20 protein-coding genes and 1 tRNA gene are annotated in these 24228 nt (G+C 30.1%); 9 read left to right on the top strand and 12 right to left on the bottom strand.

Annotated elements, in window-relative coordinates; genetic code table 11:
• Nucleotides 1-104 precede the first annotated feature (104 nt).
• Complete coding sequence (locus tag G5V56_RS19185; protein ID WP_166962039.1) at nt 105-317, bottom strand: helix-turn-helix domain-containing protein; 213 nt, start codon at nt 315-317, stop codon at nt 105-107.
• A complete protein-coding gene (locus G5V56_RS04415; RefSeq protein WP_166962036.1) occupies nt 301-810 on the bottom strand; it encodes a hypothetical protein in 510 nt (169 codons plus the stop codon). The genes G5V56_RS19185 and G5V56_RS04415 overlap by 17 nt, the downstream gene beginning before the upstream one ends.
• 76 nt (nt 811-886) lie before the next feature.
• Here G5V56_RS04415 and G5V56_RS04410 point away from each other — a divergent pair, with 76 nt between their 5' ends.
• The 3 genes from G5V56_RS04410 to G5V56_RS04400 are packed head-to-tail and all read left to right on the top strand — an operon-like array spanning nt 887 to nt 4546.
• Nucleotides 887-2101, top strand: coding sequence for a hypothetical protein (locus tag G5V56_RS04410; RefSeq protein WP_166962033.1), 1215 nt, complete (start codon nt 887-889; stop codon nt 2099-2101).
• A complete protein-coding gene (locus tag G5V56_RS04405) occupies nt 2101-2646 on the top strand; it encodes a hypothetical protein (RefSeq protein WP_166962030.1) in 546 nt (181 codons plus the stop codon). The genes G5V56_RS04410 and G5V56_RS04405 overlap by 1 nt, the downstream gene beginning before the upstream one ends.
• The gene (locus G5V56_RS04400) at nt 2627-4546 is read left to right on the top strand and encodes an SMC family protein (RefSeq protein WP_166962026.1); all 1920 of its coding nucleotides are present in this window, start codon (nt 2627-2629) and stop codon (nt 4544-4546) included. Before G5V56_RS04405 ends, G5V56_RS04400 begins: the two co-directional genes overlap by 20 nt.
• A gap of 85 nt (nt 4547-4631) precedes the next feature.
• On the opposite strand, the gene G5V56_RS04395 is transcribed toward G5V56_RS04400, so the two are convergent.
• A complete protein-coding gene (locus tag G5V56_RS04395) occupies nt 4632-4895 on the bottom strand; it encodes a helix-turn-helix domain-containing protein (protein ID WP_166962023.1) in 264 nt (87 codons plus the stop codon).
• A 113-nt stretch (nt 4896-5008) separates the two neighbouring features.
• Here G5V56_RS04395 and G5V56_RS04390 point away from each other — a divergent pair, with 113 nt between their 5' ends.
• A complete protein-coding gene (locus G5V56_RS04390; RefSeq protein ID WP_166962020.1) occupies nt 5009-5701 on the top strand; it encodes a hypothetical protein in 693 nt (230 codons plus the stop codon).
• A 534-nt stretch (nt 5702-6235) separates the two neighbouring features.
• On the opposite strand, the gene G5V56_RS04385 is transcribed toward G5V56_RS04390, so the two are convergent.
• The 8 genes from G5V56_RS04385 to G5V56_RS04350 form a co-directional block, all read right to left on the bottom strand.
• Nucleotides 6236-8131 carry a tyrosine-protein kinase family protein gene (locus G5V56_RS04385; RefSeq protein WP_166962017.1) on the bottom strand — a complete coding sequence of 632 codons (1896 nt, stop codon included), beginning with the start codon at nt 8129-8131 and terminating at the stop codon, nt 6236-6238.
• Nucleotides 8132-8865: 734 nt separating this feature from the next.
• A tRNA-OTHER gene (locus G5V56_RS04380) sits at nt 8866-8938 on the bottom strand.
• Between the two features lie 148 nt (nt 8939-9086).
• Entirely contained in the window at nt 9087-10295 is a 1209-nt protein-coding gene (locus G5V56_RS04375; protein WP_317166393.1) for a site-specific integrase, read from the bottom strand.
• A 975-nt stretch (nt 10296-11270) separates the two neighbouring features.
• Nucleotides 11271-12563, bottom strand: a complete 1293-nt coding sequence (locus G5V56_RS04370) for an HlyD family secretion protein (RefSeq protein ID WP_166962011.1) — start codon at nt 12561-12563, stop codon at nt 11271-11273.
• Nucleotides 12564-12565: 2 nt separating this feature from the next.
• Nucleotides 12566-14788 (bottom strand): peptidase domain-containing ABC transporter, encoded by a 2223-nt coding sequence (locus tag G5V56_RS04365; protein WP_240911215.1) that lies wholly within the window; start codon nt 14786-14788, stop codon nt 12566-12568.
• Nucleotides 14758-16839, bottom strand: a complete 2082-nt coding sequence (locus tag G5V56_RS04360; RefSeq protein ID WP_166962008.1) for a prolyl oligopeptidase family serine peptidase — start codon at nt 16837-16839, stop codon at nt 14758-14760. Before G5V56_RS04360 ends, G5V56_RS04365 begins: the two co-directional genes overlap by 31 nt.
• A gap of 177 nt (nt 16840-17016) precedes the next feature.
• Nucleotides 17017-17154 carry a hypothetical protein gene (locus G5V56_RS04355; RefSeq protein WP_166962005.1) on the bottom strand — a complete coding sequence of 46 codons (138 nt, stop codon included), beginning with the start codon at nt 17152-17154 and terminating at the stop codon, nt 17017-17019.
• Nucleotides 17155-17259: 105 nt separating this feature from the next.
• Nucleotides 17260-18912, bottom strand: a complete 1653-nt coding sequence (locus G5V56_RS04350) for a helix-turn-helix domain-containing protein (RefSeq protein ID WP_166962001.1) — start codon at nt 18910-18912, stop codon at nt 17260-17262.
• Nucleotides 18913-19298: 386 nt separating this feature from the next.
• Here G5V56_RS04350 and G5V56_RS04345 point away from each other — a divergent pair, with 386 nt between their 5' ends.
• From G5V56_RS04345 to G5V56_RS04325, 5 genes are all read left to right on the top strand, one after another.
• The gene (locus G5V56_RS04345; protein WP_166961998.1) at nt 19299-20117 is read left to right on the top strand and encodes an RteC domain-containing protein; all 819 of its coding nucleotides are present in this window, start codon (nt 19299-19301) and stop codon (nt 20115-20117) included.
• A 298-nt stretch (nt 20118-20415) separates the two neighbouring features.
• The gene (locus G5V56_RS04340; protein WP_166961995.1) at nt 20416-20694 is read left to right on the top strand and encodes a helix-turn-helix domain-containing protein; all 279 of its coding nucleotides are present in this window, start codon (nt 20416-20418) and stop codon (nt 20692-20694) included.
• Between the two features lie 89 nt (nt 20695-20783).
• Nucleotides 20784-21347: a hypothetical protein gene (locus tag G5V56_RS04335; RefSeq protein ID WP_240911213.1), complete on the top strand. Its 564-nt coding sequence runs from the start codon at nt 20784-20786 to the stop codon at nt 21345-21347.
• A complete protein-coding gene (locus G5V56_RS04330) occupies nt 21331-21987 on the top strand; it encodes a P-loop NTPase family protein (RefSeq protein ID WP_166961989.1) in 657 nt (218 codons plus the stop codon). Before G5V56_RS04335 ends, G5V56_RS04330 begins: the two co-directional genes overlap by 17 nt.
• Before the next feature lie 12 nt (nt 21988-21999).
• Nucleotides 22000-23094: an exonuclease/endonuclease/phosphatase family protein gene (locus tag G5V56_RS04325; RefSeq protein ID WP_166961986.1), complete on the top strand. Its 1095-nt coding sequence runs from the start codon at nt 22000-22002 to the stop codon at nt 23092-23094.
• Between the two features lie 30 nt (nt 23095-23124).
• Here the strand turns inward: G5V56_RS04325 and G5V56_RS04320 are convergent, their stop codons facing one another.
• Nucleotides 23125-24225, bottom strand: coding sequence for a hypothetical protein (locus tag G5V56_RS04320; protein ID WP_166961982.1), 1101 nt, complete (start codon nt 24223-24225; stop codon nt 23125-23127).
• Between the last annotated feature and the right edge of the window lie 3 nt (nt 24226-24228).

Genomic DNA, 24228 nt, shown 5'->3' with positions numbered 1-24228 from the left:
AAACGGAATTTTTTGATCCACTTCAAAACTCGTTTTAGCCTAAGATATAAAAGGATTTGCAATAATTGGTGCTATGCTTACTTTTATCCGCTGTAGGTGGCTCACTATGTCCGCCCTATACAGTAATAGGTGGATCCGCCAATATTATGCTTTGTTATAAATCCTTTTTTTGTCCAATTATGTATTGTCGTTCTACCTTTATTCAACAAATTACAAGCTTCTGAAACAGTCAATAAATTACTCTTAACTTTTCCCTCATAGTTTAACGAATTACTCTTGACAACAGCAATATTAATATCATTAGACACAGAATTCATAACACCAAGCTGTTCTATAATTGTTTCTTAAAAACCCCAGCAAATCAGTTAAAACAGCTTTATTAAGCCTGAGATAATCAAAATATAATTCATATTTTAAAAGATAAAACAAGTTCTTAATCTTATCAACAGTTTTATGTTCAATATAACTACCTTCATTTATCTTATCCTTCCATGTGTCAATTTGTGAACTAGCACCATCTATTTCATGTATAGCCTTCAACACGGAACGCTGTTCGCTTTTATACTCAATAATACTACTTTTATATTTAACAGTTTTTTCGATAGTGATAATTTTAACCCGTCTAATAAAATACTTTCTAAACTGTTCAATTATATTTAAAACGGTGTCATCTAATGTGTCTTCTACTTTTGGAAGTTTCAACTCAAAACCCCTACTTGAATTAAAATCTGACAACAACTCATTCATTAACATTTCATAATAATAAAATTCTATACTTTCTGAAAATCCTTTTAGGTGAAGTTTAGACATTATTTTATAAATAATTTAGTTAGCTTTGTTAAAAGTAAAAAAAATCCTCCTTAAGATACACACCTTTTTTTACTAAATGATAAATAGAGAAGCAAAAGGATTGATTGAAGCCCTGAGATTACAAAAGCTAAGGGCTGTTGAATACATTCTAAAACATATCCAAGAAAACCCAAATGAAGATATTGCTGTTGCAATAGAAATTCTTGAAGATGTTTATGTTTTAAAAGAAAAATCTGAAATCTTTGAGCAAAATAAAAATTACGACCCTGACTCGAAATTCTCGATTAATAGTGAAGAAATTTTAAACTCTTTATGTAGCTTTTTAGATATTTGGGTTGAAAACGAACTTTCTGATTCTATTAGTTTTTGTTTTTTAAGTACCAACAACGTAACTAAAGAAAACACTACTAATAGAATAAAAAAGTTAAATATAACTCTTCCAAAAGAAAAAATAATTGAAGAATTAAGTAGTAAAAATTCTATTAGAATTAAAGCAGTAGCTAAAGTGACTCAAGATATTCTCTTTGATTATTATAAGGAAAATTATTCCTCAAATCCAGATTCGGGAAGAACTATTAATACAATGCCAACTATTTCAAATGAATCATGGATTGGGTTTCTAAACCAAATAAATTGGATTTTTGGCTTTGCATCAGTTGATGAATTAGAAGAAATTGTTATTGATTTAATAAAGAATTGCAAATTTTATAGCAAATATGACAACAAAGAACAGCAAGAACTAATCAAATCAAATCTTTTAGATTTAGTCGAATCTAAAACTCTAAAAAAACATAAAATCTTTCAACTAGTTGGGCTTGCAGATATCGAATTGAGATTTTCAAATGCTTTATATCAAAAAAACAATCTACCCTTCGATGAGGTACATAAATTATGGGAAAATATTGAAAAACCTACAGATATTAGAAATTTAAAAAACAAAATATTAGCTGTTTGCCCAACCTTTAACCAAAAAAAACTAAGTCAACTAGAAAGAACAGTAGCTATGGCAAAAGTTGCTGAAACTTCACTTAAAAATTCAACTCAATACTTATCTCTAAAGTATAGAGTTTTTGATTTTTGTGACAAGGAGCTTGATAATTTAATCATTAAAAAAAATGATTCGATTTTTACAGAAGACGAAATTAATAGTATTATTTCCTCCATTAATAAAGGCTGTGTCAGAGAATTTCGGGATTTACAAAAACAATATGATTATGGTATTGAAAGGAAAGGAATAATATTCGAGCTATTTATTGAGTTTATTGATAGTTGTTATTTAGCATTTGATTGATGGAAAAAGATATTTCAATAAAAAAAAGAATAATGTTTATAAAAGGAGAAGATTATAATTTCCTAACTTATAATATATTCATTATTTTATATGTTTTAGGTTGCGTAGATGGAAAAAGCTCGCTTAAAGACCACAGGAAACTTTCATTTTTAATTGATTTTGTTTCTGATGACAAATTAATTGATGTTATCGAAAATAGTTTTGAAAATGACAACCAACAAATCAATGAAATAGACAGAGAATTACTAAACCAGTCATTCACTAATTCCTTACTAAGAATTAAAACCATAAATCAATTAGTTTTCACTTTGACTAATGAAAACTATCTAATATTAACAGATAAAAAACTAGAAAAGCTAAATATATCTTTAAATAAAAAAAATGTTTCTAGTGATTTTTTAAGGGGAAAGTTGTTCGATATTGAAAGGAACAATGCAAAGAGATTAAAGAGCATCATCCAAAGAATATCAATAATTGATATTAAAAATATGCTAGACCAACTGTATTTTAAACATGGAGTTCTAAATGAGCAACTTATTAATTAAACAAGTTAAATATATCGGCAACGATTATATTTATGAATCACCAATATTGTCCTCTGGAATTAATATTCTTGAAGGAGAAAACGGTTCTGGAAAAACTACATTTTCCAGTTTAATATATTTCGGTTTTGGAGGAAATGTTAAATGGTTCAAAGAAGATAAAAATGATGACCATCAGCAAATTATCAAGGATAATTCGAATTATGTGGAATTAACTTTTTTAATTAGTGATATTAGTTACACGGTTACCAGATATTTTTATAGTTATGACATTCATATTATAAGCCAAAATGAAGTCAAAACCCTACCAATAAATAGAAGCCCTAAAAAAGATTTCACGTTTTCTGATTGGATTTTAAATAAACTAAATATTAAAGTTGTTGATATTTATCAAGGCTCTGAGTATTATAAAATAAATTTCTATGATTTAGCTAGATTATTCTATTATGACCAAACTACTTCTCCTGATAGAATTTACAAAAGACCTGATAACGAAAATTATGTTTCAGATTCATCTATTATAAAAAAAGCCATTTTTGAAATTTTGACTGGCAATTCTTTTGGTGACTACTATCAAGCTATTGCGGATTACAGAAAGGTTTTAGAGGAAAAGGCAACAATCAAAGCATTAATTCAAAATTTTGAAAGCCTAAATATTAGTGAGTCATTAGAGTTTGAAGGCAAAAATTCATATAATCTTAATAAAGACCTAAATGAGTTATCCTCACAATTAAGAAGGTTAGAAGATTATAGAGAATCAATAAATAGCAATGAAAACTCCACTAAATCGAATACAGAAATAATAAGTTCAAAAAGGAGAGAATACTCTAATTATGAAGAAAAATTAATTGATTTAAAAAAAGCAAAAGCTTCAATTTTATTAGACTATAGGAAAGTAAAACGATTAAAATCGGATTTAATTTTAGAGGTTACTCACATGACAAAAATAATCATAGCCAATGAAAAATTAAATTTGTTTTCTCCAGACACATGTCCTTACTGTTTACAAAAATCTGTCAGAGAAGAAAATAAATGTATCTGTGGAAATACAGTTACTGATGAACAATATCAAAAGTTTTTTTACACTAAAGAAGAGTATTTTAATATTTTGAAATCCAAACAAAAAAACATAGAAACTATTGATAACGCGTTAGACTCCTATAAAAATGAAATATTAAAAAAAAATGACTTAATAGCTCAATTAGATTATAAATTAAATGACCTAAAATCACAAATAAATTATTTAGTTAAAGGAAGGCGGATAGTTAAAAATTTAGAATTAAAAGAAGTGAATGATAAAGTTTTCAGTATTGAAAAATCAATTTCAAATTTAAGGCAACAAATAAAAATTGAACAAAAAAGAGAACAACTTGAAAAAGACAAAACATCGATTGACCAAAGAGTTGAGGCAAGAAAAAGAGATATGGAATTGCTTAAATTAGAAGCAAGTAAAAATATGGATGATATTATTATTTCTTTTAACAAGAAATATTATTCACTAATGGAAAAGGCTCTTTTTGACTGTACCTCTGCTAGAATTTCCCCTGATGATTATATGCCAATAATAAATTCAGGTTCATATAAAGAAGCAAGTTCAAATGTCAGTAAAAGGCTTATGTATTTTTATACTCTTTTACATTTATCTCTGACATTAGACATTAAATTTCCTAGTTTTTTATTAATTGATACACCAGAAAATATTGGTATTGATGATGCTGACTTAATCAATGCAATATCTTTAATTGATGAAATAGGAAACAACAAATCATCAATGAATGAATCGCAAATTATTTTAACTACAGGTTTACAAAAATATCCTGAAAAATTCAAAAACAAAGTATTTGATAGAATTACCAAACAAAACAAATTACTAAAAAGAAGAGTTTTTGATATAGGTAGTTAATTTTATAAAACCACTCTACTTTGAAAATGTAAAAAAAGGTCTAATACAAATTAAGTAAAGATTACTAGAGAGTTTTATTTAGATTTTAATCGCTTATTTTAACACTAAAAAGTTCCTTAAGCTCAATACTAAGTGCTAACGATAATTTTATTGCAGTAGTTAGTGTAATATTCGTTCTACCATTTTCTATCCTTGAAATTGTTGTCTTTTCAAATTCAGAATTTGATGTTAAATCATTAATTGCTGAAGCTAGCTCAAATTGAGACAACCCTTTTGACTCTCTAATTTTTTTTAAGTTTAGACCAAAGAGTATTTTATAAGATTTTAGTTTCTCAGCATCAATTGACATACATGTCAATAATACTTTATATATTTACTCTGAATGTAAACATATATGCCTACTTTAATTTTAATAAAACCCTAATCTCATTTACAACAATCTAATAAGAAATCCCTTTAAATATGGTTGACGCATTTATTTATATAGCTTTAATCGCTCTAATATTTGCTGTTATATACACCAGAAAGATTCTTCTAAAACATTATGTAAAGAAACTTAAAAAGGGCATCAACGATTATTTGAGCTCTTTTGAATTAAGATTAATTAATGATTTCGAAAACTATAAAAAGGATTTCAAAATAGTTAAACTCAATTCTAATAATGAAAAAGAAACAAGAATATCTAAAAGCTATATCGAGGCTAATATTATTGCAGGGCTTAATATTTCTAAAAAGATGTTTCTAGATAATATTGAGAAAAAAATGTTGGAAGGAGAATTTGGGGGTATCTACCCCAAAAGCAAGTTTTATAAAGAGGTTAGACTTGTTTTCAAAAACAATAACGAAAAAGATAAATTATTATTTATTTGCCTACATTTTAAAGAATCTGTAATCAAAACTTTTGTGAATTATTGTTTTCAAAACGACAAACAAAAGAGCAACTTTTCTAAAGGAGCAGAATTCATTGCCCTACACTTATTTAATATTAATTCAATTTTCAGCGATTATAATTACTACCCGATTAATGATTACAGAAATATGTATCAATGGAAGGCACTAAGAATAGAAAATCCTAGCTTATCAGATAAGGAATTCTGGAAAAAATTAAACTATTTAGTGGACTTAAAGAATCCTCATTACCAATACCCAGATTAATTACACACAGCTTAATTTTACACTCTTTATTTGGCATCCAAAATTTAACATAATTGCCTATAACTTCATAACAAATAGTCAAAATCGATTGTTATACAAACTATCTTTGTAATGAGTTTTATAGTTATCTAAAAACTATATTAAAAGGTTTTATAAATTCTCTTGATTTTATATGTTGGAACACTGTTTTCGTCAAGAGATATTGAAACGAAAAGGGACTTCAAGAAAAGCATGGAAGTTCGAGGTAGATACAAGGAAACGCCTAGCAAGGGTCACAAATCATAAATGTGATAAAGAAGTCCAAATGAACGAATGTTTTATGGTTGTATCGTTCTGTCCTGCATACTGACTTTATACTCATGTCATTAAAGCAATAGGGATCTCTGAGTACTAGAGATTCTTGTGTCTACACCTAACATTACCTCATATATATAAATCAATAATATTGAATAATATTTATCTCTTATGTGAATATAATTGGTCATTTATTATCGAGTGTATTATTTTAAATGCATGCCTAACCCATCAAATAATTTAAACATCTTCCCTTAGTTTGGACTCTTTCTTTTTTACATCATTAATTACAAATAATATCGGTTTATCTTTCAAATCGGGGTCATTCAATTTTAATTTTAGATAACCAAATCTCGTATAATCTAATCTAATTATATACAATATTAAGTCAGAACTTTTGCGAAGAAATTCCAATTCAAAATCGACATTAAATAAAGAAGAGTCAAACAGCAAAAAGTCGTACTGCTTCTTTATTTTAGCAAGCATTTTTTTAAATCGCTTTGAATGTATAAGTTTTATTAAAATATGGCTTGGAGGAATTTTACTCCAGTGCATCATGTCTACCTGAATACCGTTAACTTCATAAGTATTAATTGCTTCCCTCAATGAAATATTTTTATCAACAAGATATTCCCCTAATCCAATATTCAGAATATCACCTAACTTTGGTTGAGGTATTTCTTTATTATACACTGTTTTACGATTTCCACCTATAACTATGACTCTTTTACCAATTCTTGCAAGGCTTAGAGCAAGGTTTAGAGTCACAAACGATTTTCCATCCCCCGATTGACTGGAATCAATTAATATATATTGTGGCTTATCCTTATTATAAATTAAATATGAAGATATTGAATCTAACTCCGCAGAAAATCGTGAGCCTGTATCTCTACTTTTAATTGGATGCTCACGTCTTTTTAGGCTTGAAATTAAAAAATGCTTTCTATTTCCTATAATTTCTCTTATTTCTGCTAAACTTTTAAGGTCAAACATTCTTAACAAGTAAGCGGTTACATTTATAATTAATACGCTAAACAAAAACAATATCAAGAACAAATATTCGTAATCAAAATCATTTCTTCTCTCAGAAATTCTATCACTTATCTTTTCTAAGTAAAAAAAATCACCCTTAGACATCTCTTCCAGTTGAAATTGAGTGATTTTGTTTTTAGAAATTAATTCTTCTATACCCTTTAATAATGGTTTGTTAATGTTTTGTATGTAATTACTATTTGACTTATAATGAGTCAAACTATCATTCAACAATATATTAAACCTAAACAGTCTTCCTTTTTCATCTATTAATTCCTTTTTTATCTTACTTTTTTTATGTTCTACATAATCTAATACTAGTTTATTTGAAAACTCCACTAAATTATCGCGGTGAAATCCCAAAACGGAAAGTTTTATATACCCTTTTTCAGAACTTAATTCTATGTTTCGATTCAAATTCATTGATAAATCTTTTAAACTCTTCATTTCGAAAAAGAAGTTTGATACAGAATCGCCTGAGGAGCGATTAATGACTAAGTCCATATAATTATTAGTAAATTTTTCACCTAACTTTATATTGAAACTTGTATCATTAACAGCTCTAATATACCTTAACTTCTGTTCACTATAATTATTTAAAGCAATCCGATCTTTGTCAAATTTAATTTCAACATTTACTGAATCTTTGGATATCTCTTTTAAATAAATTGGAACATTTATAAGTTGATATGCATTTTTGTTAATACTGATTTTATAATAAGAATTTCTATTTTCAGGATGTCTGCCACTGAATGAAAATGTCTTTGAATAGCATTCTATAAATAAGTTGTTTTGATAAAGAACTTTTTCAATTAGATTAGTGGATTTAATATCTGAAAAGTTTTCGTCTTCAAATATAAATTGATTTGTTAGATAACTTTTATTTGCATTATTTGCAACATTGGGTATTAATTGAAATTCCTTAAAATAAATATAATAATACTCACTTTTTATAATCGCCAATATGTAACAGGCAATTATAATTAAGCCCATCAATAAATATTGCAGCAGATATTTTTTTTGATTTATAATAAATCTTTTTATCAAACTTTGATTGGAATCAAATTTTGACGCTGCACCCAGAATTGCGTTTAAATTGAACATTTACAAAAGCTATTTTTGGAATATTGTTACAATTTACTAAAATATATACTTTAAATTATATCTTAATTTCGCATACATCTACAAAGTCTAAGACTTCAAATATTCTTTAGTTATATAGATAATAGAATGGTAGCCTACAGTTAGAAATCAATAAGCTGTGGATTAAAAAAATAGAAGCAGTAAATTAAAAACAAATAAAACCAAACATCTAGACGCTTTTTTTAAATCTTATTAAGGAAACCTTATAGTTTGTGGTTTTCAATCCACCTAAGAACTTAATAACTAGTCTAATAAACAACATGCCATCCATTACTATGACAAATTATTAAATTTTAACATGAAAATTATACTTTAAGGATTCCCTGTCGATTTCAGAGTCAGCCACCCTATTACGAAATCGAATATTTTAGACCCACCCCCAAGAATAACAACAATTTAATATTCATTTTTTTCAAGAATTAATTTAAACTAAGAACTTCTAGAGTTTACATACCCTATTCTACATTTCCAAAAAAGCATACATATTATGCTTAAAATGACTAAATCATACAATATGACTTGTATTATAACAAAGCTAACAATACTTAATTTTATGAAAAGTAATTCATGATATGACAACTATTCTTATATACTTTCACATGATTTATATACGAAAAAAGGGGGCATAAAGGGGGTTATGGTAAATAAAAAATCGTTAAAAAACTGTATTTTAGCTAATTAACGATTTAAATATGTGCGGGCGGGGAGACTCGAACTCCCAAACCTCGCGGCACCAGATCCTAAGTCTGGTGTATCTGCCAATTCCGCCGAGCACGTACTTTATTTTTTTGGACTTTTGCTTAACTAAGTCATAAGTTAAACTATAAATTAAGACTAACAGAAATAATGGTGTTCATCATAAACTTTTATTCTAGATCGCAGAATATTAAGGATCATTCTTTATAAATCATAAATTTTAACACATGCTATCTGGTACCCTTTTTGGATTTAAGAATTGTGTTCTTAGCTTATTCATATCGTCACTGACCTTTCTTTCTATAACCTTCGCATAGATTTGGGTCGTGGATATCTTAGAGTGACCCAACAGCTTTGAAACCGTTTCTATGGGAATACCATTACTAAGTGTAACCGTCGTCGCAAAGGTATGTCTAGCTATATGAAAGGTAAGATTTTTTTTGATGCCACATACATCGGCAATTTCCTTTAAATAGGAGTTCATCTTCTGATTCGATATTTTAGGAAATAAACTTCCCCGGGCTTTCGATTTATGGTTGTTTTTATACTTTTCCATAATTTGTAAAGCTTTCGGCAATAAAGGGATTCTAATGAGCTTGGTCGTTTTTTCTCTTCTATAGTGAATCCACAATTCGCCGTCAATCCCAATATTGATATTGTCTTCTGTTAAGTTTATCACATCGATATAGCTTAAACTAGTATAGCAACTGAACACAAAAAGATCCTTTACAAGTTGCAAACGCTCTATCGTAAACTGTTTCTCCTCTATCGCATTTAACTCATCTGAACTCAAAAACCCTCTTTCTGTTTTTATAATATGAGCCTTAAAGTTTATAAATGGGTCTTTTTCAATCCATCCCAATTTGAGCGCTAGATTAATAAGTTTTCGAAAGCGTTCTATATGTTTCATCACCGTATTATTACCCATTTTCCTTTGATGATCCTTTGGAACATACCCTCTTAGGTATTTTTCAAACTTGAGTATAAAATTATAATCGAGTTCTCTCAAATACATATCGGTGGTTTTATAACGCTTCAACAGAAACTTTGAAATATACTTTTCGGTAGTGTAGTAGTTTTTTTGAGTTCCCCACTTAAGTTTACCCTCCATGTCCTCATAATGGTAGTTGATGATATCTTTTATGGAATGATTCTCCTCATCCTCCCCTAGGTATCTTGCCTTGATGGCATTTGATGTTATTAGCTTACGCTCTATCTTCAAGTCTTGATAGCATTGGAAAAGGTCGCTGTTCACCTCTTCTAGATAGTTGTTAAGTGTTCTCGCGTTTTGGTTTGTTCCGCGTGCCCTACCCCTATGGGCATCCCAATCCGATACGCGAACTTTACGCTTTAAACTCAGCGTTGCTCGCTTGCCGTTTACCGTGATTCTCGCATAAATAGAGGCTTGGTTGTCTTTTGCCCTGGCCAAGTCTGCCCAGAGTAGAATACCTAAAGTGTTTGTTGTCTTCATGATTTCGTCTTTTAGTTAATACTCTTTATTACCAGACGAAAGTCAAATCACTTTAAAGATACATTTATTATTCCAATCAACCGATGGATTTTAACAATTCGGTCAACACAATTCCAAAATTATTTTTGTTATCCGATTTGTTGACTTTTTTAACATAATTTTTTGTTTTCTTTTGAAACCGTTAAAAATGCAAAAACCTGTAAATCATACGATTAACAGGTTTTTGATATGGATTGATATACTATTTTGTCGGGATGACAGAATTGGTATTAAGGACTTCAACTAGCTGAATGTCAACATTTTAAATATTTAATTACGGATTAGGACACCTTTTTAGACACCTAATTACAGTTTTTAAAGCTTTCGAACATAAATTTAAACTAAATAAACCTAAATTAGACTAAAACAGCTTAAAATAATTATTTTTAAGGTTGATTGATTGTAGTTATTTTGAACATGATATTGATGAATAGTTTTTCATGCCTCTATTTAGAAATCCTTGGGAAGTCCATTTCAAAGATATTGACTTCCAAAAAATAAATGAGGTTGAATAATGGAATGGATTTAATACTCTTAAAAAATTTGATTTCATCTTCCAAGGAATCAAAATTCACTTTCTATATTTCTCCTTTAAATTCTAAAAGGACTTTGAGACAAAGCTCTACGGCGTCCATAGTTTTTGGAACGATATCCAGGTCTGAATTTTGAATATGCTCCAGTTCCGCATTAAATATTAAAAGATGTGAGGGAAAGTCCATTTAAAATATTATTTGTATTACTTTGTAACGATTTAATCTCTTTTGATAAAATTCGCAGAAAAATGGGATTTATAAATATCAAGTGAAGGTGTTATTTATAAATATCGATAAACATAGATGTAAATGGCTATTAGAAATTATACCATGATAAGTTTTTACTAAAATTCTTAATTGATTATCTAGAGAAAATAACCCGAAACTGATAAAAGAAACGTTCCAAAAGCCGCAAATCTTCAGTAATAATATCGGCACTTCCCTGCATCTCTTGTTTGAATTCGATATGCTTATTATAAGATGTTTTTAATTCCTTCGGAATAATAACATCTACAATATAAGTGCCTTTATCATCTGATATGTTTGATATATGATCTACATGACCTCGAATAACGCCAAATTCATAGTCTGGAAAATCATCGAGCTTCAAGTTCACCAGCTGCCCTTTTTTGATTTTTCCTGCATTGGACTTTGGTGTTTTCAGTTTGGCTACATAATGCGTGCTATTAGCTGGGGATATGGTAAACACCAAATCATCTTTAACAACTGTTTGGTTCGTATCCCAAAATTCTAAAAACGAAACCCTTCCTTGTATATTTGATTTTAAAACATATTTTAACTCCCAATCTAAAATGGCTTTTTTAAGTTGATTGAACGTATGAAGCACTTGTTTTATCAAATGAGTTTCATCCCTAAGCATATCAAACTGGATATCTTTAGTAGCCGTTTTTGAATCACTTAACAATTGTCTCAGTTGAGAAATTATTTGATTTGTATTTTGATAGTCCCGTAATGAAGCATAGTAATCTATTTGTTTCTTTTCAAAAGTTTGTTGTGAGATAACTCCTTTTTTCAATAACTGTTCATGCCTATCTAAATCTGTTTTTATAAAATCCAGTTCTTTGTTTTTAAGTTTTTGTTGTTCTACGAGATTATTGATGCGATTACGTCCTTCAATCAATGAAAACTTATTAGCTTTTATTTTATTTGAGTGGGGTTTGAAATCCCTATTCAATATATATTTATAATAACTGTTTTCGAAATTTGAATAAGGTGTTTCAAGGTCGCCAAGCAAAAGAATTGGTAATTTATCAAATGGAAATACAACCTGATTTTGACTAAACGTGATGGTATCTATAATAGATTTCAAAAACAATACATCTTGGTTGTTTGAAGTATTTTCAAATATCGCAAGCACATCATTTTTACTTACTTTCTGGTTATTTGAAACTAAAATAGCATCTATCCTAGCAGTTACTTTGGCATAAACTTTCTGAGGCGGCTTTACTGTAGTAACATAAGCTTTTGTTGTAATGACATCGGGATATTTAATTACCCATGACAAACATAAAAGTAGTATGATTAGCGCCAAAAATATAAAACTCCCCCAACGGATCAATTTTGATGGAACTTGGCTAAGTATATCGTTGATATCCTCGCTTCTTAACTTAATATTTTTGAATGGATCATCCATAATTATGTTCCAAATTCCAATTGATTTTTGACTAATTTATAATAGGAACCTTTAGCTGTTGTTAATGCTTTATGATTCCCTGTTTCTTTAATACAACCGTCCTCTAAAACTACTATTTGGTTTGCATCTTTTACTGTACTTAAGCGGTGCGCTATAATTACAACTGTTCTATTTTTAAAAAAGGGTTTTAAATTTTCCATAATCACTTTTTCATTATTGGCATCTAATGCTGATGTGGCTTCATCAAAGAACAAATATTCAGGATTCTTATAAATAGCTCTGGCAATAAGAATACGTTGTTTTTGACCTGCACTAAGTCCAATGCCTTCAGCACCAATAATCGTATTATACGAAAGTGGTAAGGATTCAATGAATTCTTGGATATTGGCCAATTTTACTGATTCATATAACTTGCCTTTATCAATATCATCACCATCCATAGTTATATTTCTTGTAATGGTGTTACTAAAAACATAACCTTCCTGCATAACAACCCCACAGTAGTTTCTCCAATAATCATGGGGAATGGTTTTAAGTGATACGTCCCCAATTTTTATAGTGCCCTCCTGTGGTTCGTAAAACTTCAATAATAATTTCATCAAGGTCGTTTTTCCACTGCCACTTACTCCTACTATAGCAGTCACTTTATTATGTGGAATCATTAAATTTAAGTTCTTCAATGTAATGGATGAAACTCCAGGATATCTAAAAGTTATATTATCCCCCTTTATATCCGAAGTTTTAAAAGTTGACATATCACTATTTCTTGTGATCTTTTCATCATCTCTTGTATGGATTTCAGATAGCCGTTCTATAGAAATTTTTGCGTCTTGGAAATCTCTAACAAAATCAATCAATTGAACAATTGGAGCGTTTAATTGACCAACAATATAACTTACCGCCAACATCATACCGAGGGTGATTTCACCGTCTATTACTAATTTAGCCGCTAATACTGTTATTAAAATGTTTTTCAATTCGTTTATGAATCCTGAACCAATATTTTGATATTGATCCCAAGTCATTCTTACAATTGATATTTTAAATAGTTTTGTCTGTATATGTTCCCAATCCCATCTAAATTGCTTTTCGGCATTATGTAATTTAATGTCCTGCATTCCGTTAATCAGTTCGATAACGTTGCCTCGTTCTTTTGCTGTTTCTAAAAACTCTTGGTAGTCCAATAACTTACGCTTCTTAAGAAACAATAGAATCCAACCTAGATATAGCAAACTTCCAAACAAAAAAACAAGAAAAATATTGATATTATAATACATGAGTACAAACCCAAATACTATAAGGTTCACCAAAGAAAACAAGACTTGCAATGAAGATGAAGTCAATAATTTTTCAATGCGTTCATGGTCTTCTAAACGTTGAAGTATGTCACCCGTAAGTCTTGTGTCAAAAAAAGCAATGGGCAATTGCATGAGCTTTATGAAGAAATCTGAAACCATAGAGATGTTAATCCTAGAGCTCAAATGCAATAAAATCCAATTCCTTATGACTTCAACAGCTGTTCTTCCTATAAACAAAAACAATTGCGCCATCAAAACCAAATACACAAAATGTATATCTTGGTTATGGATTCCCACATCTACAATACTTTGTGTTAAAAAGGGAAAAATGAGCTGTAAAATGCTTCCTGCAATAAGTCCCAATAACAATTGCCATAAAAAAGATTTATAGCGCACTAAATATTGAGATAAAAAAGAAATATTCAATGGTTCTTTTTTTGCATCAGATTGATTTTTTTTAAAATTCAAAGATGGTTCCATCAACAAAACAACACCTTCTTCATCATCGTCTTTAGCATTATTTCCTATCCAATGTTTAATAAAATAAGATTTATGATGAGTTACCAATCCTTGTGCAGGATCTGAAACATAAAACGTGTTCTTTTTTATTTTATAAAGTACCACAAAATGGTTCTTGTTCCAATGTAAAACACAAGGTAATGGTGCATCTTGTAATTGATTTAAACTAATTTTAGCCGGAAGCGATTTTAGACCAATTACTTCAGCCGTATGAACCAAAAATTTTAGATTACTTCCTGTTCTGGTTGTTTCAGAAAGATTTCGAAGTTCTTCTATGGAAATGGTTTTTCCATAATGCTTCGCAATAATCTTTAAACAGGTTGCTCCACAGTCTTTGGTATCTAATTGTTTATAAGAAGGGAACACCTGATTAATGTTTAGATTTTTAACGTGTGGTTGGTTTGCCAAAATGCAAAAGCAAATATTCTAGAGTACTCTTTAATACGTTCTTCCATGGTGTCTCCTCCTTCGTGACCTGCATCATATATAACATCTAAAAAAACTGGAGCTTTGGATGTAGAATATACTTGTAGTTTAGCTACAAATTTTCCTGGAATCCAAGGATCAATGCGTACATCATTAAAACTCGAAATAATTAACGATGCCGGATAGTCTACATTAGGTTTTAAATTCACATAAGGATCCATCTTAATAAGCGCCATACATTCTGTGGAATCCTTTATCGTACCATATTCTAAATAATTAGAAGCATTATTGGTGCGTTCCTCGCTTCTTAGTGGATTCAACATAGGAACATCGGCTATAAAAACCTTAAACAAATCAGGGCGTTCAACCATAGCCATACCAGTTGCAACAGATCCAGCACTGCTACTGTAAAGCACCGTTTTTTCTTTGGATGTATATTTATTTCTGATTAGATATTCTGTACACGATATAATATCTTTCCATGAATTTGACTTCTTTGATTTCATCCCTTGTTCATGCCAAGAATCACCTTTTTCACCGCCACCACGAATATGTGGAACAACAAACACACCCCCATTTTGAACCCAATTTAAAAAGATGGGTGAAAAGAATGGTGTCATAGATTCTCCATAGGCACCATAAGCATAAATAAAGGTTGGATTTAACCCGTCTAACTTCATGTCTTTTCTATAAATTAATGACATGGGCACTTGAACGCCATCAAAAGATTCTACTTGAATTTCCTTTACTTGAAAATCATTAAATTTAGAATAAGTTTGATGATTCGATAAAGGATCTAAATTAAATAGTCCGTTATTGTAGATAAATCGTGTAAAGTCTTTCGTCCATCCATCCATATTCACATATAGATTTTCGCTTTCATTCGAGCTGCTATTAAGTTCAATAGTACCTGTGATATATGGTAATTTAATTTTCTCTTCATGATTTCCTTTATATTCATATAAAAATGCTTCTACCCCAAACCTTGAGGTGGTATAATATAAATTATTATTGGCTACGTATAAGGAAGTTATGACTTCATCTTTTTTTTCATGGACTAAAATGTTGGTTTGCTTTGGTCCTTTAGATTTCAAATTAAAACTGGAAATCGTTCTATTGTCAGCATCTTTTCCAGAAACATATACAAACTCCTTATCCGAAAAATATCCATAGTCGGCATAAATCTTTTCATCTAATGAATACAATGGTTTCCAATCAATTCTTTCTTTATCCAAATCACTAATATTCGCATAATATGCTGACCAATAATTTTCTACTGATGCTTTATAACCTATCAAGTAGTTGTCATTATTTGACAGAATTTTTGCAATTGGCAAATCTTCATTTGTTATTTGCGAACTTGAAGATGATGAAAAAATAATTTTTCGTTTGTTCGGGTTATCCCCTAATTTATGAAGCACAGTACTGGAATTTAGCATATAGTTTTCATCATTAGGATCCAATACTGGCAAATATAAGTATAGAAAGCCACTGGAATCAGGAAGCCATGAAACACCCAAGTAAGAATCTGGTTCTGCATGAGTAATAACTTCTGGCAGCGGTTTTCTGTTTTTCACATCTATGATAATCATGCTAGAACCTGTGATACCGTCATAGGACAAGGACACCAAAACATATCTACTATCCCAAGAGGGTTGTAAATAATTAATTGTGAATTCCTTATTTAGGTCTTTCTGAAAGTTTGATGGGTCTAACAGTTCAATATCATTAGCATCTACATTTTGTCTATAGAATAATTTCTGAATACTATCTTCCGGATTTCTTTTTAAATAAAACACGGACCCATTATTGGTATATTTGACTCTGGAAATAGCGGGTTTATCATTTGAAAAATAGAGCCTCATTTGGGATGCTATCAGCTTTTGGTCTGAAAGTTGGCCCATATACTTTTCTGTATACCCATCCTGAGCTTTAAACCAGTTGATGACCGACGAATCTTTCAAATTTTCAATATTGCGGTATTCATCTTTTATGATAGTTCCGAAATAATCATCTACTACGGAAACTTTCATTGATTGAGGATAATTTTTGAAACTATTTATATTTGGCTTTTTATAACAACCATAAAATATAGAACAACTTAAAAGAACAATACAATATTTCATTACTAGAATTTTCACTTATTAAAACACTTAAAAAAATCCTAATATTAAAGGATTTTCTTTTAAAATTCTCAATTGATTCAGTTATTAACGTCTTATAGGAATTTTAATTTTATCTCTGTCAATAGGCCCATTTGTACCACCTGTTATAGATTCAGAATTCGTGATTTTCTTTTTTAAAAATTTGCTTAATGCATTTGGAGTTGGTTTTGATGTTGTTTTCATAATTATAACTTTTAATGGATTAATATTAGATTATAAATATATAAAAGCGTGTTACTCATTCCTTAGTTTTATACTCGCCATTTATAAATGACGAGTTAATTCAGATTATTTTATACCCTTTCTAAGTTCATCTAAAAAATAAGAAGGCTTAATCCCAGTTTTGTCTCTAAACGCTTTTGAAAAAGATTCCGCCGTCAAAAAACCAAACTCATCAGCAAGACCATTGATAGAATATTTGAGGTATTGCTTATTAAGCTTAATATCGTTTATGGCATTGGTGATTCTGAGATCTTTTAAATAACTAGAAAAATTAATTTGTTTAACTTGGTTAATAATACTTGACAGATAAGATGAGTTTGTATTAAATTCCTTCGCTAGTGAATTTAGAGTAATTTCTTTTGATAGATAGCCTTGCGATTTTTCAAAATTTTTAAGTTTTTCTAAAATGTCGTCAACAATATGTTCCGATATACCTAAAGATGTGTTTTCTGGTACTGATGGCTTTACTACAAAATCTTCGATGACATCTGTATGCAACAATTTTTGAAGTCTTTCTTTTAAAATTCTTTGTCTTCTATAACCGTAAAAAATCAGTGCTATTAAAACTATGGCTGAAATGACAATTATATACAATAATTGCTTTTTCTTAATATCCAATCTCCTATTTAAGGCTGTTTTCTCTTTTTTGAACTTCGGTATGTCATAATCCGATCGCATTTTGTCATTGACATTTTTATAATTCAAATCCAAAATACTATCAACGGCTATTAATTGATTTATATAATAAAGCTGTTTCTCTCTGTTTCCTTTTTCACCTGCATATTTGAAAAGTTCATTATATACCTCTTTTAATTCAGGAAACGCATCATTTATAATGCTATGAATGGAATCTATTTTTTCAAAATAGTTAATTGTTAAGGCCTTTCTATTTTGATATTGGTGTATTTTAGCAATCATATAATAGCTGTCTGAAAGAACGAGATCTGAATACTTTGATGAGAACTTGAGTAACGAATCTATTGCTTGAGGATATTTCTTTAAATAATAATTTGCCGTGGCGTGTACCTTTACTAAATCATAATATCCTAAATCATCCTTATGAAGTTTAGCCTGTTTCATGGCTTTTTCAGCAATAACTAATGCCGAATCCGGTTTATTATTTCTTATATATGACAAAGAAAGATCATTTGCCAACAGTATATAATCATCATAAACCGTATTCGTATAATTAGGTGTATTAATGATGTCTGCATAATTGGACTTATAAATATCCAAAGCTTCTTCATGTAAACCCCAAATATTTTTTATAGCGGCAATGCCTTGGGTAGTTTCTATTTGCAACGGTTTATCCTGTTTGATATCTGCCCACTCATTGGCTATAATATAATTATCCAAGGCTTTATTGAAGTCAGAATTAAAATAGTAAAGTCGGGCTTTTATCAAATAACCCGTAGTTGGGTAAGACTTATATTGACTGTTTTTTGTTATACCTATTATGGAATCACTATATTTTAAATCGTGTTCTATATTCTCCCAACCAATAAATGAATAATAGGCACGAGCAATTTCTAAATTATTATGTTCTTTTTTGGCTTTTTTAAGGTGATAATCTCTATATATACTTAAAAGTGTTGTTTTTTTATTCTGGAATGCTTTATCTGTTAAAGTGTTTAGCTGTTCAAATGTTTTGTTTTGAAGAGAATCTTGAAAAATTGTCAAATCATTTTCTTGACATATACCAGTGTAAATGAAAATCATACATAATATAAAAATTAGCACATTTTTTAAAATCATATACCTAATTATATCAATTAATACTAAATTTAATACTGGTTAGTAATCATACAAATAATTGTTATTCAAATAATTAATAAATTAAAGATAAAAAAAAGGAACTACAATTAAAACAAATCCTTCCATTGCGTTTTCCAGTATTAATAATTCTTATAATTAAGATACAGTTTTCTTAATGTCCATTGATATTATCAAAATAACATCGCCATTAAATTTCAATAACTCGTAATTTATAAATTCACTATATAAGATTATAAGGATTTATAAATTACGACACCCTTTGTTTTTTTGGTTGGTATTTAATGCCTTATTTTAAAAAGGTGGTTAAAAGTCTACCTAACATTTCAAAAATGGATTATCCCTCACTATCGCATAATTTACGCTTGCAACTAGAACAAATGGAGTTGTCCGACATGAAGCGTATAGAAAAATCAAGTAAATCGATTATATTATGCAGACATTTGCTTGCTAAGTTTAGGACTTCAATAGTTTCACACAAATTTGATTCTAACGCAAAAGAAATCGAGTTCTTCAAATTCACAAAACAAATACCTCTCTCGAACCTAATCTACTACACAGAACTGTTCGCCTTTGAAAGCGAATTTCCAAAAGGGGGCAAAACCATTCAAATTGATTTTATTAATGAAAAAATCAATAAGTTGAATTCATTTTTTGCACATCATATGAATTTTACAAATTACATTACACTTGGCAATACTCATTTTGATAATATATACTTTATTCGTCAAACAACATTCAATGTACATGTAATCGATTCCGAAGCTTACTTTTTTGATATGGATTTCAGCACATCACACGATTTGCTTTTAGGAAAATTCCATGCTTATAAACGACTTATCACGTATCTAGAACACCTTATAGATGGCAATATTAAACCAATGTCAATTTCACAAAGTAAGCTAAAATGGACAGCATCCCAGTCCGCATTTACTGAGCTAACCTATGCTCTTTACCATAGTGATATTATTAATGAAGGCAACGTTGGTATAAAAGAAATCGCCACTGCCCTACAGCAGGTTTTCAATATGCAACATATTGATTTTTATAGAATATATTCTGAAATAAAATCCCGAAAAAAAAGCCGCACTAAATTCTTAGACGACCTATCTTCAAGGCTTATCCAAGAAATGGAGAACCAAGACGGGTAATCCCACTTTTAAAATGCTAAAAAGACCTTATTAGGTTAAACTTGAAGTTAAATGATTTTTATTTTATCAATCCGATTTTAGTGATTTTATGTAAATGAAAAACTACGTTTTCATATGTATTTGCTTTAAAACCCTGCTCAAATTCTAAATGTTAAAATTTGACCTTATTAGGCGACTACTTGTGATGAAAGCATAAAAGATTGCAACAGTTTTGTAAAACGAAAGCCAATTTGTAGCAAAACCGTCAACGCTTAATTTTAATTTTCGACGGTTTTGTTTTTTTTAAAATCATTACAAAATGCCAGCAAACATAATTACAACAGAAGATTTGATAGCGTTTAGGTTAGAGCTCCTTGCGGATATTAGAAAACTTCTAAATAATTCATCTAAAGGCTCACCAAAAAAATGGATAAAATCATCGGATGTTAAAAAGATGATGGGTATTTCCCAAGGAACACTGCAAACGCTTCGCGATAATGGTACGTTGCCATTCTCCAGAATAGGTGGTGCCATTTACTACGATCATCAGGAGATTTCAACATTGTTTGAAGAAAACAAAATCCCCAATAAGTTTTGAATCATGTCAATTACATAAAACACCTTAATTCTGTGTTTCAGCAATTTATAAAAGACAGTCGTTTAAACCCCACGCATATAAGCTTATATATGTCACTGTTCCAATACTGGAACTTAGGTCGGTTTCCCAAAGAATTCTTTATCAATCGGGAAGAAATAATGCAGTTATCCAAGATTGGCTCGTATGCAACCTATCATCGATGCCTTCGAGCACTCGATGCCTGGACATATATCAAATATTTGCCATCCCATAATCCCTATAAAGGGAGTCGGGTGAAGATGCTCATTTTTGATACAACTCCTGAACAAGTTGTGAACAAGCATGACACAAGTAGTGTACAAGCATTAGTATCTAATACAAACATTAATAAACAAATAGTAAACAATAATAAAACTAAGCTACCAAAAAATGAAATGGAAGTTATTTCTTTTTTTAAAAATAAAAAATGGCCAACCAACGAAGCCAAAAAGTTTTTTAACCATTACCAAGCAATCGGATGGAAAATTGGTGGTAAAATAAAAATTGAAGATTGGCAAGCTTCTGCAAACAATTGGATTCTAAAAGCGAATGAATTTGAAACTGTGAGCGCAGTCTCTCAAAATAAGGACAACCTACGAACTAGCAAAAATAAAGATTATGGTCAACCCTTGTAAAATTGTTGAAGGAAATAGGGAATACTCTATCGGAAAATTTGATGGTCAAGAAGTCGTTTACGATTTCGAAAAAATCTTGATATACCTCGACGCCAAGGGAAAATTGCTCTTTGGGAAAAACTTTAAAATTTATGATGAAGACCGTACAATTATTTTAAAACTATGCCACTACTTGATCAAAGACAAAGTAAACTGCGAGAAAAACAACATAGATCCTGAAAAAGGTATCCTGCTTTCTGGACCTGTTGGTTGTGGAAAAACAAGTCTCATGTTATTGCTAAAATACATCGTTCCAATACAAAAACCATACATCTTGATTCCTTCCAGAAACATTGTTTTCGGGTTTAACCATCTAGGTTACAAAACCATTGAAGATTATGGCAACGGTCAGTTTTTTTGTTTTGATGATTTGGGCGTCGAACCCATTGGCAGACATTATGGAAAAGACTGCAACGTCATGGGAGAGATACTCTTATCCCGTTACGAAATTTTCTTAAAACACAATATAAAAACACATGCCACAACGAACTTGAATGCCGAGGAATTGGAAGATCTGTATGGAAACAGGGTACGGAGTAGAATGCGCCAACTATTCAACCTCATTGCCTTTGACAAGCACACAAACGATAAACGAAAATAAAACAAATACATCATGAAAATAGCAACCTTTAATGTCCAGAATTTATTCCATCGCGATAAAAGCTTATTAGAAAAACCTTTCGGGAAAAATTTAATAGATTGGATAAACGAACTTGATGATTTAATGCGGAAACCATCTATTTCTTTAGTAGATCAAAACCGCATTAGGGAACTCTCTTTTTTAACTGGTTTTGAAAAATCCAGCCCACGACCTTATGCTGTTTTGCGTAGAAAAGCAGGGTTTTTATATATGAAAGGCTTAAACTATTCCACCGATTCCAAAGCCAGTGACCTCACAAAATGGAATGGTTGGATAGAATTGCAAACTACACCTATTAGACCTGAAGCTACCGATAACAAAGCACGCATTATTGCAGCTGTTAATCCGGATATATTATTGCTTCAGGAAATTGAGGATAGAGCGTCTTTGGAAGAATTCAACCAATTGATTTTACCAAAATTTGATTGCAAGCCTTACGCACAATCTTTTGTTATACAAAGTGATACACTTAAAGGTTTAGAATTGGGCATTTTATTTCGCAAAGATTACAAATTAGTCTCAATAAAAACACATCCCATAAACTGTCTTGTTGAATATGAAGTTTTAACACCAAATAATTTAACCATTCATATTTTATCAACCCAATTACAAAAACAAACAAAAGACAAAGATTTTACGGATGGCATAAGAAAAAAACAATCAAAGTACATTGCAACCGTCTATCAGGAACGGATAGCTGAAGGCAAAACAAATATCATAGTTGCAGGAACACTTAACGCACCGTCCTATTGCGATTCTTTATCGCCATTAATTCAAAAAACAGATTTAAAAGACATTACCAGGCACCTGTCTTTTGAGGTTGATTGTGATGCAGGAAATGATGCTACTTACCACCGGTTAGGAGCTTATAGAAAAGGTGTTAACATCAAGCAAAAAGATTATATGTTATTATCTCCTGCCCTATTTGAAACCTTGGCAGATAGTGGTTTAAACCGTAAGGCGGTATGGCCAGAAAACAAACCCCAATGGTCTGTTTATAAATCTGTTTCTAATAGGAATGTTGCTGCTAGTGAGCATCCTTTGGTTTGGGGAAAGATAGATTTATAATTTCTTAATTCAAAAAAATCAATATTTTATCTAAATAAAATTATCCGGATGGATAAAGATTATATTGCCCTTTAAAGACAAAAATGTCATTAGATTTTCTTCTAGAAATGAACCATCTTTTTCTTTCAAAAGCAAAGTAATATGTTGAGAATCGGGATCTTCTGTTGCAATATATGGGAAAGATTCTATTTTCTTTTTATGATAAAAATCTTTAAATACTGAATGATGAATATATAGTTTGACCTCTTTACCAGATTTATAAAGTATGGCAGTATAGATCTTTTCAGGTAATTCTTTTTTATTATACAAATCGAAACAAAGCATCGCTTTTTTTAGTTTTTGACTACAATCACATTTAATAGTTTTTCCTAAAACTAAATGCTCATTTTTAATTGAAATCTGATTAAAAATAAAATCCGCTGCAAATTGGTCAATAATTTCATCTGTTATTTGTTTAGTTAAATTGTAAACTGTAGAACTATTAAGGCCAATTTTTTTTATACTGAAAGTTTCTGGCTTTAATATTCCATTTTCGTCAAAAACTTGGTCTATAGAGGCCATTCTGTAATCGGTATTGCCGCAAAAGGAATCAAAAAATTGGCTGTCATTTGTTAAAAAAATTGAATGTGACTCCTTTATGAATTCTTGAGGGTATATACTTGATAATAGAACTAAACAATCTTCTTTTGATAATCTGGAAGATAATAATAATTCTTGATGAGGATGCCATAATCCTTGATGCAGTATATTGTCGTCATACTGAATACCAAAATCATCGTTAAGTCTTTTGAGTTCTTGTTCAATTTCCTTTTTAACATCTTCAAAGCATGATTCATAATCAAGTTCAGGTGCTTTAAAGTCACGACGGTATTGTAATGCCGAACTCAAATTCATTTTACCCGCTGAAGATGAATAAACTTTATGTAAATAGTGCTCCAGTTTTCTAATACCAATATATTCGAAGGTTACAAAACGTGAACAAACAATATCCACAAAAGGGGAATTTTTTAGACAGTCATAAAAACGATTAAAACTTGGATAGCTTTCATCAATTAAATATGCCAAAAGTTGTGTGTCGAGTGCTATTTTTATTTTAAACGTTGGGTCTATAACCTTATTTGCTTCTTCCATACT

The organism is Yeosuana marina (genome assembly GCF_011762485.1).
Taxonomy (GTDB): Bacteria; Bacteroidota; Bacteroidia; order Flavobacteriales; family Flavobacteriaceae; genus Yeosuana; species Yeosuana marina.
The sequence above is the reverse complement of the archived record's forward strand: the minus strand, read 5'-3'. Positions and strand labels throughout refer to the sequence as shown.

What these genes read in the sequence shown, in the direction of transcription:
- G5V56_RS04320 (WP_166961982.1), bottom strand. Translation starts at nt 24,225, where the DNA reads ATGGAAGAAGCAAATAAGGTTATAGACCCAACGTTTAAAATAAAAATA.
- G5V56_RS04400 (WP_166962026.1), top strand. Translation starts at nt 2,627, where the DNA reads ATGAGCAACTTATTAATTAAACAAGTTAAATATATCGGCAACGATTAT.
- G5V56_RS04355 (WP_166962005.1), bottom strand. Translation starts at nt 17,154, where the DNA reads ATGAAAACAACATCAAAACCAACTCCAAATGCATTAAGCAAATTTTTA.
- G5V56_RS04415 (WP_166962036.1), bottom strand. Translation starts at nt 810, where the DNA reads ATGTCTAAACTTCACCTAAAAGGATTTTCAGAAAGTATAGAATTTTAT.
- G5V56_RS19185 (WP_166962039.1), bottom strand. Translation starts at nt 317, where the DNA reads ATGAATTCTGTGTCTAATGATATTAATATTGCTGTTGTCAAGAGTAAT.
- G5V56_RS04390 (WP_166962020.1), top strand. Translation starts at nt 5,009, where the DNA reads ATGGTTGACGCATTTATTTATATAGCTTTAATCGCTCTAATATTTGCT.
- G5V56_RS04410 (WP_166962033.1), top strand. Translation starts at nt 887, where the DNA reads ATGATAAATAGAGAAGCAAAAGGATTGATTGAAGCCCTGAGATTACAA.
- G5V56_RS04385 (WP_166962017.1), bottom strand. Translation starts at nt 8,131, where the DNA reads ATGTTCAATTTAAACGCAATTCTGGGTGCAGCGTCAAAATTTGATTCC.
- G5V56_RS04360 (WP_166962008.1), bottom strand. Translation starts at nt 16,839, where the DNA reads ATGAAAGTTTCCGTAGTAGATGATTATTTCGGAACTATCATAAAAGAT.
- G5V56_RS04345 (WP_166961998.1), top strand. Translation starts at nt 19,299, where the DNA reads ATGGATTATCCCTCACTATCGCATAATTTACGCTTGCAACTAGAACAA.
- G5V56_RS04350 (WP_166962001.1), bottom strand. Translation starts at nt 18,912, where the DNA reads ATGATTTTCATTTACACTGGTATATGTCAAGAAAATGATTTGACAATT.
- G5V56_RS04405 (WP_166962030.1), top strand. Translation starts at nt 2,101, where the DNA reads ATGGAAAAAGATATTTCAATAAAAAAAAGAATAATGTTTATAAAAGGA.
- G5V56_RS04335 (WP_240911213.1), top strand. Translation starts at nt 20,784, where the DNA reads ATGTCACTGTTCCAATACTGGAACTTAGGTCGGTTTCCCAAAGAATTC.
- G5V56_RS04325 (WP_166961986.1), top strand. Translation starts at nt 22,000, where the DNA reads ATGAAAATAGCAACCTTTAATGTCCAGAATTTATTCCATCGCGATAAA.
- G5V56_RS04340 (WP_166961995.1), top strand. Translation starts at nt 20,416, where the DNA reads ATGCCAGCAAACATAATTACAACAGAAGATTTGATAGCGTTTAGGTTA.
- G5V56_RS04370 (WP_166962011.1), bottom strand. Translation starts at nt 12,563, where the DNA reads ATGGATGATCCATTCAAAAATATTAAGTTAAGAAGCGAGGATATCAAC.
- G5V56_RS04395 (WP_166962023.1), bottom strand. Translation starts at nt 4,895, where the DNA reads ATGTCAATTGATGCTGAGAAACTAAAATCTTATAAAATACTCTTTGGT.
- G5V56_RS04330 (WP_166961989.1), top strand. Translation starts at nt 21,331, where the DNA reads ATGGTCAACCCTTGTAAAATTGTTGAAGGAAATAGGGAATACTCTATC.